The 12,419-nt window shown below is 75.8% G+C and carries 13 protein-coding genes; 6 read left to right on the top strand and 7 right to left on the bottom strand.

Going from position 1 to position 12,419, the window contains the following annotated elements:
- Positions 1–34: 34 nt before the first annotated feature.
- Entirely contained in the window at positions 35–397 is a 363-nt protein-coding gene (gene crcB / locus ACGFIZ_RS21335) for a fluoride efflux transporter CrcB (protein WP_393421693.1), read from the bottom strand.
- Entirely contained in the window at positions 394–897 is a 504-nt protein-coding gene (locus ACGFIZ_RS21340) for a CrcB family protein (protein ID WP_393421695.1), read from the bottom strand. Before ACGFIZ_RS21340 ends, crcB begins: the two co-directional genes overlap by 4 nt.
- 499 nt (positions 898–1,396) lie before the next feature.
- Here ACGFIZ_RS21340 and ACGFIZ_RS21345 point away from each other — a divergent pair, with 499 nt between their 5' ends.
- Together ACGFIZ_RS21345 and ACGFIZ_RS21350 are read left to right on the top strand one after the other, a co-directional pair.
- Positions 1,397–1,963: a dienelactone hydrolase family protein gene (locus ACGFIZ_RS21345; protein ID WP_393421697.1), complete on the top strand. Its 567-nt coding sequence runs from the start codon at positions 1,397–1,399 to the stop codon at positions 1,961–1,963.
- Between the two features lie 399 nt (positions 1,964–2,362).
- Complete coding sequence (locus ACGFIZ_RS21350) at positions 2,363–4,459, top strand: amino acid transporter (protein ID WP_393421699.1); 2,097 nt, start codon at positions 2,363–2,365, stop codon at positions 4,457–4,459.
- A gap of 119 nt (positions 4,460–4,578) precedes the next feature.
- Here the strand turns inward: ACGFIZ_RS21350 and ACGFIZ_RS21355 are convergent, their stop codons facing one another.
- The 5 genes from ACGFIZ_RS21355 to ACGFIZ_RS21375 all read right to left on the bottom strand — a co-directional run bounded on the left by ACGFIZ_RS21355 (position 4,579) and on the right by ACGFIZ_RS21375 (position 7,942).
- Positions 4,579–4,704 (bottom strand): hypothetical protein, encoded by a 126-nt coding sequence (locus tag ACGFIZ_RS21355; protein ID WP_393421701.1) that lies wholly within the window; start codon positions 4,702–4,704, stop codon positions 4,579–4,581.
- Positions 4,705–4,871: 167 nt separating this feature from the next.
- On the bottom strand, positions 4,872–5,081 hold the full coding sequence (locus ACGFIZ_RS21360) for a hypothetical protein (RefSeq protein WP_393421703.1): 210 nt from the start codon (positions 5,079–5,081) through the stop codon (positions 4,872–4,874).
- Positions 5,082–5,264: 183 nt separating this feature from the next.
- A complete protein-coding gene (locus ACGFIZ_RS21365; RefSeq protein ID WP_393421705.1) occupies positions 5,265–6,326 on the bottom strand; it encodes a helix-hairpin-helix domain-containing protein in 1,062 nt (353 codons plus the stop codon).
- A 240-nt stretch (positions 6,327–6,566) separates the two neighbouring features.
- Positions 6,567–6,920: a TcmI family type II polyketide cyclase gene (locus tag ACGFIZ_RS21370; RefSeq protein ID WP_393421707.1), complete on the bottom strand. Its 354-nt coding sequence runs from the start codon at positions 6,918–6,920 to the stop codon at positions 6,567–6,569.
- A 158-nt stretch (positions 6,921–7,078) separates the two neighbouring features.
- Positions 7,079–7,942 (bottom strand): BTAD domain-containing putative transcriptional regulator, encoded by an 864-nt coding sequence (locus ACGFIZ_RS21375; RefSeq protein WP_393421709.1) that lies wholly within the window; start codon positions 7,940–7,942, stop codon positions 7,079–7,081.
- A 433-nt stretch (positions 7,943–8,375) separates the two neighbouring features.
- Here ACGFIZ_RS21375 and ACGFIZ_RS21380 point away from each other — a divergent pair, with 433 nt between their 5' ends.
- The 4 genes from ACGFIZ_RS21380 to ACGFIZ_RS21395 all read left to right on the top strand — a co-directional run.
- Complete coding sequence (locus ACGFIZ_RS21380; protein WP_347669377.1) at positions 8,376–8,714, top strand: TcmI family type II polyketide cyclase; 339 nt, start codon at positions 8,376–8,378, stop codon at positions 8,712–8,714.
- The gene (locus ACGFIZ_RS21385; protein WP_393421711.1) at positions 8,711–10,426 is read left to right on the top strand and encodes an acetyl-CoA carboxylase carboxyltransferase subunit alpha; all 1,716 of its coding nucleotides are present in this window, start codon (positions 8,711–8,713) and stop codon (positions 10,424–10,426) included. Before ACGFIZ_RS21380 ends, ACGFIZ_RS21385 begins: the two co-directional genes overlap by 4 nt.
- On the top strand, positions 10,423–10,935 hold the full coding sequence (gene accB / locus ACGFIZ_RS21390; RefSeq protein ID WP_393421713.1) for an acetyl-CoA carboxylase biotin carboxyl carrier protein: 513 nt from the start codon (positions 10,423–10,425) through the stop codon (positions 10,933–10,935). Before ACGFIZ_RS21385 ends, accB begins: the two co-directional genes overlap by 4 nt.
- Positions 10,936–10,953: 18 nt before the next feature.
- The coding region (locus tag ACGFIZ_RS21395) for an acetyl/propionyl/methylcrotonyl-CoA carboxylase subunit alpha (protein WP_393421753.1) at positions 10,954–12,419 on the top strand (1,466 nt) is incomplete at its 3' end.

A 12,419-nucleotide genomic window follows, 5' to 3' on the forward strand; every position in this document is an offset into this window, starting at 1 on the left:
TGTCGACAGGGGCCCCTCCTTCCTCTTCTCTTCCTCAGCCGAGCAGGGCGCGGGCCAGCGCGTAGCCGGCGGACGCCGCGGCCAGGCCGGCGGCCACGCTGCCCAGCGCGTTGGTCAGGGCACGCCCCCGGGCCCCGTCGCGGGCCAGCCGCAGCGTCTCGTAGCCGAACGTCGAGTACGTGGTCAGCGCGCCGCACAGGCCCGTGCCGAGCAGCGCGCCCACCGCCGGCCCGGCGGGCGCCCCCACCAGGGCGCCGAGCAGGAGCGACCCGAACACGTTGACGGTCAACGTGCCCCACGGGAACGCCGAGCCGTACCGGGCCTGCACGGCGCGGTCGGTGAGGTACCGCAGCGGCGCCCCGACGGCCGCGCCGAGGGCCACGAGCAGGACGGTCACCGGGCCGTGTCCGGTCGTACGCTTGGGTTGCCCGCGCCGGCGCGGGCGAGCAGCCGGCCGGCGGCGGCGTCGCCGAGCCAGACCGCGACCAGCGCCGTCACCAGGGTCGCGGCCAGGTACGCCAGCGCGGTGCCCGGCGCCCCGGTGGCCAGCGCCAGGCGCGCGTCCACCACGTACGTGGAGAAGGTGGTGAAGCCGCCGAGCACCCCGACGCCGAGGAACGGCCGGGTGAGCGGGCGGGTGCGGCCGGCGGCGACCACCGCCATCAGCGCCCCGATCAGCAGGCAGCCGGTCACGTTGACGGCGAACGTCGCCCAGGGAAAGCCGCCGGGGCGGTGCGGAAGGGCGGCCTGGAGCCCCGCGCGGGCGAGCGCGCCGAGCACGCCCCCGGCCGCGATGGCGCCGAGCACCGCCGCCGGGTGCGCGCGCAGTTCGGCCCGGTCCCCGGGTACGCGCAGGTCGACGTCCGGGTCCACCCGACCCGGGCTCCCTTCGCTCACCTGTCCGTCCCTTTCCCGCCGATCATGGAGTTTGACGGTGCTCTCGATCACCGAACCGGCCGTCAACTCCATGATCGATCCGGCCGGTTCCGGGACGGGCCCGAGACGGGTCCGTCCGGGGCACCCTATCGGGCCGGGTCGAGCGGGGGCGGCGCGGAGCCGCGGGCCGGCGCCGTGACACCGGGCGGGGGCACATCCCGCCGGGAAGGCTTGTCGAGAGGGGGACCGTGATGGCGGAGACCAGCACATCCATCGGGACGCGTCCGGCGGCGCGGACAACCGCTGATCCCGGGGGCCGCCGGTCCGGGGCGGCCGGCCCGCCGTTCCGCAAGCCGCGCTGGCCCAAGGCGTACGCCTTCGCCCTGGTCACCGGCGCGCCGACCGGCCGGCCCCGGCCGACCTCGTGCCCCGGCTGGAGGCGCTGGCTGATCCGCTGGCGCCGTCGCCCGCGGGGCAGCCGCCCGGCGCTGGTGTCGTTCCCCTGCGTCAGGATGGCGGGATGACTCAGATCGCCCTGTTCCACTCCGTGTACGGCCTGCGCCCGGCCGTGCTGGCCGCCGCCGACCGCCTTCGCGCCGCCGGGCACCAGGTGGTCACCCCCGACCTGTACGGGGTGCCCGCCGCCGGGACCGTCGACGAGGGCTTCGCCCTGCTCGACAAGGTCGGCCGGGACACGGCGCTGGGCCGGGCCCGCGCGGCGGTGGCCGACCTGCCGCCCGACGCGGTGCTGGCCGGCTTCTCGTTCGGCTGCGCGGTGGCCGCCGACCTGCTCGCCGAGCGGCCCTCCGCCGCGGCCCTGCTCCTGCTGCACGGCATCGCCGGTGGCCCGGAGGCCGTCCGCCCGGGCCTGCCGGTGCAGCTGCACCTGGCCGACCCCGACGAGTTCGAGCCGCAGGAGGACGTGGACGCGTGGCAGCGGGCGATGACCGAGGCCGGCGCGGACCTGACGGTCTTCCGCTACCCGGGGCCGGGCCACCTCTACACCGATCCCGACCTGCCCGACCACGCCGCCGCCGCCGCGGAGCTGACCTGGGAACGGGTGCTCGCCTTCCTCGACGGCCGCTGACCCGGCCCGCGGCTGCTCTCTGCCCCGCCGTCGGCTGGATCCGGGGCCCATCTGGCGTCGTCGGTCGCTGTGGAGCTGCCCCGTTCGTGCGCCCGGGAGTGCGACGCTCCCAGCCTCCCCTGCCGTGCCGTCGGTGCGCGGCCTCGTCGCGGCATGGGGGAGCCGTGCTTCCGACGGCCGAACCCGCAGAGCGCGCCGTCGCGCACCGCCCCGCCTGTGCGGGCAGCTCCACAGCCGGCCGACGGGGCACGCGTGGTCGACCCGGGAACTGAGCCCGGCGCGGCTGGCAGGCGTGGCAGGCCGGGGCACGGACCGGCCTGTCGCCGCTTCGTCCGTTCCGCCTGGGAACGCCGCGGGTTCCGCCTACCGTCGGGGCAGGGCGTGAGGGGGTGGCGCGGCATGGCGGAACGGCGGGACGGGGTGCAGCCGGGGCGGACGCGGGGGCAGCGGGAGCCGAGCCGGCCGGACCGGAGCCTGCACGCCGCACGGGACCCGGTCCACAGCGACCGCCCCCACCGGGGCCTCGTGACGATCCCGGCGTGCGTGGACAGCCACCACCGGCCCGGCCCGCCCCCGGGCCCGTTGCGTCGCTGGCTGTTCCAGCACCGGGTGCAGCCGATCGGGCCGGAGACGCGGGAGACCGAGGCCAGGGTGCACGCCTGGTGGCAGGTGATGTGCCTGACCGGCGTCGACTACTTCTCCACCCTGTCGTACCTGCCCGGCATCGCGGCCGTCGCGGCCGGCGCGCTGTCCCCGCTGGCGACGCTGTTGATCGTGGCGCTGACCCTGTTCGGGATGCTGCCGATGTACCGGCGGGTGGCCCGGGAGAGCCCGCACGGGCAGGGGTCGGTGGCGATGCTGGAGCGGCTGCTGCCGTTCTGGCGGGGAAAGATCTTCGTCCTCGTCCTGCTCGGCTTCGTGGCCACCTCGTGGATCATCACGATCACCCTGTCGGCGGCCGACGCGACCGTGCACCTGCTGGAGAACCCGTACCTGCCGGACGCGCTGCACGGCCGGTTCGTCGCGGTCGCGGTCACCGCCGGGCTGCTGCTCGTCCTCGGCGGGGTGTTCCTGCTCGGCTTCCGTGAGGCGGTCGGGGTGGCCATCCCGCTGGTGGCGGCGTTCCTGGTGCTGAACGCGGTGGTGGTCGCCGCCGGCCTGGCCAACGTCCTCGCCGACCCCGCCGTGCTCGCCTCCTGGCGGAACGCGCTGGTCCCCGCCGGCGGTGGGCTCGTCCACGGGGTCAGCCAGGCCGTGCTGGCGTTCCCGCTGCTGGTGCTCGGCCTCTCCGGCTTCGAGACCGGGGTCAGCATGATGCCGCTGGTCGCCGGTCAGGGGCCGGACCGGGAGGCCCGGCTGGCCGCCCGCGTCCGCAACACCCGCAGGCTGCTGGCCACGGCCGCGTTCATCATGTCGGGTTACCTGGTCACGACGACCTTCGTCACCACCGTGCTCATCCCGCCGCACGAGTTCGGCCCGGGCGGCCGGGCTCAGGGCCGGGCCCTGGCGTTCCTGGCGCACGAGTACCTGGGCGAGGGCTTCGGCACCGTGTACGACATCAGCAGCGTGCTGATCCTGTGGTTCGCCGGGGCGTCGGCGATGGCCGGCCTGATCAACATCGTGCCGCGCTACCTGCCGTCGTACGGGATGGCGCCGGAGTGGGGCCGGGCGGTGCGGCCCGTCGTCCTCGTCTACACGGCGATCAGCGTCGCCATCACCGTCGCCTTCGGCGCCGACGTCAACGCCCAGGCCGGCGCGTACGCCACGGGCATCCTGGCGATGATGGTCTCCGGCGCGGTGGCGGTGGCCATCTCGGCGGGGCGCCGCCAGCATCGCCTGGCCGCCGCCGGCTTCACGGCGCTCACCGTCGTCCTGGGGTACGCCCTGTTCGAGAACGTGGTCGAGAAGCCGGACGGGATCGCGATCTCCGCCATGTTCATCCTCGGCATCGTCGCCGTGTCGCTGGTGTCCCGGGTGTCGCGCACCACCGAGCTGCGGGCGGAGCGGATCGAGTTCGACGAGGCGGCCCGCCGGTTCGTCGCCGACAGCCTCTCGCACGACGGGCAGCTGCACCTGATCGCCAACAGGCGGCAGAGCGGCGGGGTGGAGGAGTACCGGGACAAGGAGATCACGCAGCGGGGCGTGAACCCGGTGCCGGGCGCGGCGGACGTGCTGTTCCTGGAGATCGACGTGGTGGACCCGTCGGAGTTCAGCCGGGTGCTGCGGGTGCACGGGGTCGAGGTCGAGGGGTACCGGGTGCTGCGGGCGAGCAGCCCGGCGGCGCCGAACGCCATCGCGGCGATCCTGCTGGCGCTGCGCGACGCCACGCAGGTACGGCCGCACGCGCACTTCGAGTGGTCCGAGGGCAACCCGATCGCCCACCTGCTGCGGTACCTGATCCTGGGCCGGGGGGACACCCCGCCCGTGGTGCGGGAGATCCTCCGCAAGTCCGAGCCGGACCCGGCCCGTCGCCCCCGCATCCACGTCGGCGGGTGAGGAACCCTTGTCAACTCCCGGGGTGGGGGAGGGCACCTTACACAGTCCAGCCTCCTAGGACGCATCAGGGCGCGTGACGCCTCCGGCCCCGGCGGCGACCACGGACGCGGGAGGAACGGTCACACGAACGTCCGCTCGGCCGCCGCCAGCCAGTCCAGGTAGAAGTCGGTGAAATTGGCGTGGCTGCCGTCCCGGTTGCGCAGGGGCACGATGTCGTCGCACGTGGCGCGTCGGTCGAACCACACGTTGCCGCGCTCCGGGCCGGAGAGGACGGTCCGTCTCCCGGTCGTTGTCCCATCCCCAGCCGTGCGGGCCACGCGACAGCCGGCGCATGTTGACCGGCCCGAGTGGCCGTTCGCGGACATGCGCCTGCCCGCGTCGCTCGCGCGGCGCGGGCCGGGTGAGAGCTGACCTACTTCGAAGGCTCGGGAAGCTCGCAGTCGACCTTCGGGTTGGCGCCCAGGTAGTTCAACGGGCCGGCCACGATGGTCACCAGAATCGTGCCGGCCTCGGCGCAGGTGGCGTCGTCGCCCTTGTAGTAGCCGCGCTGACCAGCGGCGATCGCGCCGATGACCAGCCAGATGACCAGGATGACGCCCAGGATCGAGGGGCCGCTCCGCATGGCTTCCTCCGGGGGTTGTACGGGCCGAGGTGAGGCCCTTGTACCCAACCGTGAGGATCGGCTAAACGGCGCCGTACCCGATGCGGCGGTGCGGTCGCCGACGGTCAACGCGCTTGCCGGCGACCTGGCGGTGACGGCGCAGCGCCGTCACCGCCAGGTCGCCGGCCCGGGGACGCACCCTCGTCAGGCGTCGCCGACGGCCACCGGCAGCACCCGCTCGGCCTCGCCCGGGGCGCCCGCGAGTACCCGGGCCTGCTGCGGCCAGGTGGCCAGGCTCGGCGCGGCCCGGAGCCCGGCGGCCCGGATGGTCTCTCGCAGCGCCGCCTCGTCCAGGTCGGCCAGCTGCCGATAGGTGCGGATACCGGCGTCGTGCAGTGCGGCGGCCATCTTCGGGCCGATGCCCTGGATGCGACGGAAGTCGTCGGTCGACGCGGCGGCCCCGGCGGCCTCGGTCGCTCCGGCCCCGGGCTCGCCGGTCCCGCCGCTGGCGGCGGGCACAGGGGCGGCCGGCACCTTCGCCTCGTCGGCGACAGCGGGAGTCGCGTCCGGCTTCGCGTCGGCGTCCACAGCCGCGGTCGGCGCGTCCGTCCCCACCGCGTCCGGGTTCGCGTCGGCCGGGTCCACGTCGGCCCGGATCACGTCGGCCGGGTCCACGTCGGCCGGGTTCACGTCGGCCCGGATCACGTCGGCCGGCGTCGCGGCGTCGCCCGACGGAAGGGTGGCCAGCGGCGCCTCGGCCGGCTCCCGGTCCCCGGTCTCCGGCAGGTCGGCGTCGTCGGCCGCGGCGCGCGGGGCCGGGGCCGACAGCTCGGCCTTCCGGTCGTCCCCGGTGGGTCCGGCGGCCGGAGCCGCGGCCGGGGCGGCCTTCCGGTCGTCTCCGGTCGGCTCGGCGGCGGCCCCGGCCGGCTCCCGGGTGTCCGCCGGCATCGGCGCGGTGTCCTCGGGGGCGAAGGCGGCCTGGTCGCTGTCGGCCAGGACCGCGCCCGGCCGGGTGGGCTCGGCGGTGTCCGGGGCCGGCTCGTCGACGACGGCCTCCGTCGTCGTCGCAGCCACCGTCGCCGCCGGTGGCTGCACGTCGATGGTGGCCTCGACCGGCGCGTCGGACACGCCGGTCGCCCCGGCGGCCGGGGCGCGCTCCACGATGGACGCCTGCGCGTCCTGCCGGCCGCGCAGCACCCAGCCGGCGGCCAGACCCACCAGCAGCGCCAGGATCGCGAACAACCACTGCCCGAAAGTCGACGGCACGGTGCACCTCCCTGTTGCGTATGTCGAATGAAAGTCGCGAGTAAAACTCGCCGCAGCTTCGCATACGCTCGGTATCGCGCGACACGGTGGCTCCGGGCTTCCGGTGCTGGTAGGACGGGTCGCGCCTACGGTGGCCGCGAGGTTACCCAGGGTGTTCGCGCGGGTGGCCGTCCCGGCCGGGGTCGGCCCTCGGCGCCGGGGTCCCGCGTGGCCGCCCCGGCGACGCCGACGGGCGCTGGGTCAGCCGGCGCTTCCGGTGGGGCTGATCGACGGCCGGCCGGCGTCCCAGCTGTAGAAGCACCCGGCGATGGCGTCGCGGGGGGAGTGCCAGGTCGGCAGGTACGGCGAGGTGTGTGCGGACAGCCGCTCGTTGACCTGGTGGTACAGCGGGTGGCTGCGGGCCTCGGCCAGCGTGTCCGCGTCGACGTCCGCGGTCTCCATCAGGTGTACGCACAGGTCGTGCAGGCAGTACAGGGAGCGGTGCCGGATGCCGGTCAGCCGGGGCAGCTCGGTCTCGTCGGACTCGGCGAAGATCTGCGCGACCCGCCCCTCGGACCCGGGGATGATCCTGCTGACGATCAGTAGGCGACTCATGGAACCCCTCCCGCCGGAACGGACGCCGGGCCCGATCGACAGGCCGTGCGCTACGTGTCCCCACCCTGCGCCACACCGTGTCACGTCATCGTCACGATGTGGATACTGGCTGTGACGGGATTGTCGATGGGCCCGACGGGCGGTCGCGCGGGACGGCGTCAGTGGGGCCGCGGAGTGGGACCGCGGGGCCCGGCGGGCGGCGGGGTGGAGTCGCGGGGCGGTGCGGGCCGCGGGGTGGCGTCGCGGGGCCCCACGGGCCGCGGGGCGGTGCGGGTGGCCCGGCGGATGGGGGCGAGGGTGTCGTCGAGCAGCGCGCACATGGCCGCCGACGGCTCCAGCCGCAGCTCGCGCAGCAGCAGGTCGCGGTAGACGTAGAAGGCGTGCACCGCCTCGAAGGCGTTGCCCTCGGCGAGGTGGATGCGCACCACCAGCCGGTGCGGGGTCTCGCGCAGCGGCTCGGCGGCCATCGCCTCCAGGGCCGCCTCCAGGGCCTCGCCGTGCCGGCCGGCGGCCAGGTGGTGGTCGGCGAGTTCCTCGAGCATGTGCAGGCGCAGCTGACGTAGCCGCTCCCGCTCCATCAGCACCCAGTCGTCGTACCAGCCGGGCAGCAGGTCGTGTCGGCCGGCGGCGAGCGCGCCGGCCGCGATGCGGTGGTCGTCGCCGTCGCGGACCTGGGCGGCGGTGCGCACCAGGTCGTCGACGTCGAGTCGGACCACGGGGTGCAGGCGTACGCTGTCGCCGCTGGTCTCCACCGGACAGCACGGGTCCTGCCGCAGCCGCCACAGGGCGGTGCGCAGCGACGACAGGGCGCGCTCCTCCGGCGCCTCGGGCCACAGCAGCCCGGCGAGGTGGCTGCGGGTGGCGCCCGGGCGCAGCCCGATGAGCGCGATGACGCGTTGCAGCCCGCGCGGCACGACCACCGGCACCTCGTCGTGCAGCAGCCGGAACCCGCCGAGCAGGTGCAGCGAGATGCCCGGCGCGGGACGGGCGCCGACGGTCGGAATGCGCTTGTCAGCGGTCACGGCGGCACCCCCTGCGCCGGGGCCCGCCCCCGGCCGTCCTGTGTCCCCGGCACGGCTGCCCCGGACGTCGCGCCGCGCGACGCCACCACCCCCGGGCGCCGGCCTGCGACGCTGCGGGCGCCGGGCTGACCGCGTCGAACATATCAACAATGGTTACTCTGGGTCAATGGAGCGGTCGCTGTGGGAACCGTCCACGCTGCTCGTGAAAGGCGCTCCGAACAGCGGAAACAAGCACCCGTCGAGGCGCGCAGCCGGACAGTCCACACATAGCTGCTGCACAGTTTCCGTCAACCCACCGTCACCATAGGGCGGCTTCGGTGGACGGTCCGGGGTGACGTGCCGGTGACGGAGGGCCGCGCATCGTGTCCGCAGTCGTCGGGCGTGACGGATCCGTCGCGCCGCACCGGATCGCGTCAGCCGCAGGAGGCCATACATGGACCGATCGCTGATCGTGGCGAAGGTCGTCCCGACCGCCGAGGATCGGGTCGCCGAGATCTTCGCCGAGTCGGACGCGACGGAGCTGCCGCGCCTGGTCGGCGTGCGCCACCGGTCGCTGTACCGGCTGTACGACCTGTACGTGCACCTGCTGGAGACCGAGCAGCCCGCCGACGGCGCCGTGGAGGGGGTACGGGGGCACCCGGAGTTCGTCCGGGTCAGCGACCGGCTCCGCCCGTACATCTCGCCGTACCTGCCGACCTGGCAGTCCCCCCGGGACGCCATGGCGCACTGCTTCTACCGCTGGGACGCCCCGGGCGAGGTGAGCCGGCCGTGACCGCGACCGCCTCGCAGGACGAGCAGCTCTGGGCGCGCTGCGCCGGCTGCGCCAGCCTGCTCTACCGCAAGCGGCTGCGCCGTAACCTGGACGTCTGCCCCGAGTGCGGGGCGCACACCCGGCTGAGCGCGCCGGAACGGCTGCGTCAGATCGTCGACCCGGACACCTTCACCCCGCTGCCCGACCGGCCGGTCGCGATCGACCCGATCGGGTTCGTGGACGCGGTGCCGTACCCGCAGCGGCTCGCCGCGGCCCGGGCCGGGACCGGCCTGGGCGAGGCCGTGGTCTGCGGCACCGCCCGCATCGGCGGGCACCCGGTGGCGCTGGCGGTGATGGACTTCCGGTTCCTCGGCGGCAGCCTCGGCTGCGCCGTCGGGGAGCTCATCACGCTGGCCGCCGAGCGGGCCCTGGCCGACGGGATCCCGCTGGTGCTGGTGACCGCCTCCGGCGGCGCGCGCATGCAGGAGGGGGCGCTGTCGCTGATGCAGATGGCCACCGTCAGCCAGGCCATCGCCGGGCTGCGGGAGGCGGGCCTGCTCACCGTCAGCGTGGTCACCGACCCGACGTACGGGGGGGTGGCCGCGTCGTTCGCCACGAACACGGACGTGGTGCTGGCCGAGACCGGCGCGCGGATGGGGTTCGCCGGCCCCCGGGTGATCCGGCAGGTGACCGGCCGGGCGCTGCCGGAGGGGTTCCAGACCGCGGAGTTCCTGCTGCGGCACGGGCAGGTCGACATGGTGGTCACCCGGCGTGCCCTGCGCGGCCGGCTGACCGTGCTGCTCGCCGCCGCGCACGCCGGCCGGGCCGCGGCGCGCCGTCGGGGCGTACCCGGGCAGGAGCCGGCGGCCGACGCGGCCGGCGGGGACCGGACGACGCCCGCCGCCACGGCGGTCGACGGGGACCCGTGGGAGACGGTACGGGCGGCCCGGCACCCCGGCCGGCCGACCACGTTGGACTACCTCGACACGGCGTTCGACGGGTTCGTGGAGCTGCACGGCGACCGGCTCGGGCGGGACTGCCCGGCCGTCGTGGGCGGCCTGGCCCGGCTCGACGGACGCCACGTCATGGTGATCGGCCACCAGAAGGGACACACCACGGGCGAGCTGGTGGCCCGCAACTTCGGCATGGCCAGCCCGGCCGGGCACCGCAAGGCGCTGCGGCTGATGCGGCTGGCCGCGCGGCTGGGCCTGCCGGTGGTGACCCTGGTCGACACCCCCGGCGCGGACCCGGGCGTCGGCGCGGAGGAGCAGGGGCAGGCGGCGGCCATCGCCGAGAACATCCTCGCGTTGAGCGTGCTGCCCACGCCGGTGGTCGCCGTGGTCACCGGCGAGGGCGGCAGCGGCGGAGCCCTCGCGCTGGCCGTGGCCGACCGGGTGCTGATGCTGCAGCGGGCCGTCTACTCGGTGATCAGCCCGGAGGGCTGCGCGGCGATCCTCTGGCCGGACAGCTCGGCGGCCCCGCAGGCCGCCCGCGCGCTGCGGCTGACCGCTGCGGACCTGTGCCGGATCGGCGTCGCCGACGAGATGGTGGCCGAGCCGCCCGGCGGGACGCAGGCCGACCCGGCGGCCGCGGCCGAACTGCTACGCGCCGCCGTGCTGGCCAACCTCACGCCGCTGCTGGACGTGCCGGCGGCGACCCTGGTGCGCCGCCGCCGGCAGCGGTTCCGCCGGTTCGGGGCAGCCCGCCTCGGTGCCGGGGCGGGTGCCCGGTGACCGCGGAGTCGGCGACGTCGGCGCCGAGCCCGAACGGCAGGCCGACCGGCGGCGAGGAGGTGCTGACCGGGCTGCGGCGGCATGCCCGCCAGCTCGTCGAGGAGCTGGCCGGGCCGGTGCGGCGGGTCCGGCTGCGCAGCGGGGACACGGTGCTGGAGGTGGAGTGGCACGACCCCGTCGGGGCGGTGCCGGCACCCCGCCCGGCCGCCCCGGCCGCGGCCCCGACCCCCGCCGTCGCGCCGGTCGCGGCGCCGCCCGTCGCGGACGGCCGGTCGGTGGTGCGCTCGCCGATGGTCGGCACCTTCTACCGAGCCCCGGAGCCCGGCGCGGCGCCGTTCGTCGCCGTCGGCGACCTGGTGCGGCCCGGTCAGGTGATCGGGATCGTCGAGGCGATGAAGTTGATGAACGAGGTGACCGCCGACCGGGCGGGCCGGGTGGTCGAGCTGCTCGTGGGCGACGGCCAGCCGGTCGAGTACGACCAGCCGCTGGTCGCCGTGGCAACGGTCTGAGGGTCGCGGGTGATGGTGATGTTCGAGAAGGTGCTGATCGCCAACCGGGGCGAGATCGCGCTACGGGTCCTGCGGGCCTGCCGTGAGCTGGGCATCCGTACGGTGGTCGTCTACTCCAGCGCCGACGCCGACTCGCTGCCGGTGCGCCTCGCCGACGAGGCGGTGCGGATCGGGCCGGCGGCGAGCCGGCGCAGTTACCTCAACGCCGCGGCGATCGTCGAGGCGGCCCGGCGCACCGGGGCGCAGGCGGTGCACCCGGGGTACGGGTTCCTCTCCGAGGACGCCGACTTCGCCGAGATCTGCGCCGACAACGGGCTGACGTTCATCGGCCCGCCGCCGCACGTGATGTCCGCGCTCGGGGACAAGTCCACCGCGCGGGCGCTGATGCTCGAGGCCGGGCTGCCGCTGCCGCCGGGCAGCGTGCAGACCCTGCCGACCGTCGAGGCGGCCGCCGAGGTGGCCGCCGCGATCGGCTACCCGGTCATCGTGAAGGCGGCCGCCGGCGGGGGCGGCCGGGGCATGACCGTGGTGCGCCGCCCCGCCGACCTCGCCCGGGCGTACGCGCGGACCCGCGTCGCCGCGCAGGCCGTCTTCGGCGACGACCGGGTGTACGTCGAGCGGTACCTCACCGACGCCCGGCACGTCGAGGTGCAGGTGCTCTGCGACGCCCACGGCGCCGGGGTGCACCTGGGCACCCGGGACTGCTCGGTGCAGCGGCGCCACCAGAAGCTGGTCGAGGAGGCGCCCGCCCCGGGACTGTCCACGGCCACCCTGGACGCGATCGCCGCCACGGCGCTGCGCGGCGTCCTCGGCGTCGGCTTCACCGGCGCGGGGACCGTCGAGTTCCTGGTCGACGACGAGGAGCGGTTCCACTTCCTGGAGATCAACTGTCGGATCCAGGTGGAGCACCCGGTCACCGAGATGATCACCGGCATCGACCTGGTGCACGAGCAGCTGCACGTCGCCGCCGGGGTGCCGCTGCGGCTGCGGCAGGAGGACATCCGCCCGCACGGGGTGGCCGTGGAGTGCCGGATCAACGTCGAGGACCCGGCGCGCGGCTTCGCGCCCACTCCCGGCCGGCTGACCCGGTTCACCCCGCCCGGCGGCCCGTTCACCCGGGTCGACACCCACGGCCACGTCGGCTACGTGGTCGGCCCGCACTACGACTCGCTGCTGGCCAAGGTCGCCGTCTGGGGACCGGACCGCACCCTGGCCCTGGACCGGCTCGAGCGCGCCCTCGACGAGTTCGACATCGACGGACCGGGCGTGCGGACGACCATCCCGTTCGTGCGGCGGGTCCTCGACGACCCGACGTTCCGCAAGGCCGGGCACACCACCGCCCTCGTCGACCGCCTGCTCGCCGCCCCCGCGCCGGCCGCGGACCGTGCCGCCGCCCCCGCGCCGGCCGCGGACCGTGCCGCCGCCCCCGCGCCGGCCGCGGACCGTGCCGCCGCCCCCGCGCCGGCCGCGGACCGTGCCGCCGG

Origin of the sequence: Micromonospora sp. NPDC048830, assembly GCF_043198215.1 — a bacterium.
Classification (GTDB): Bacteria; Actinomycetota; Actinomycetes; order Mycobacteriales; family Micromonosporaceae; genus Micromonospora.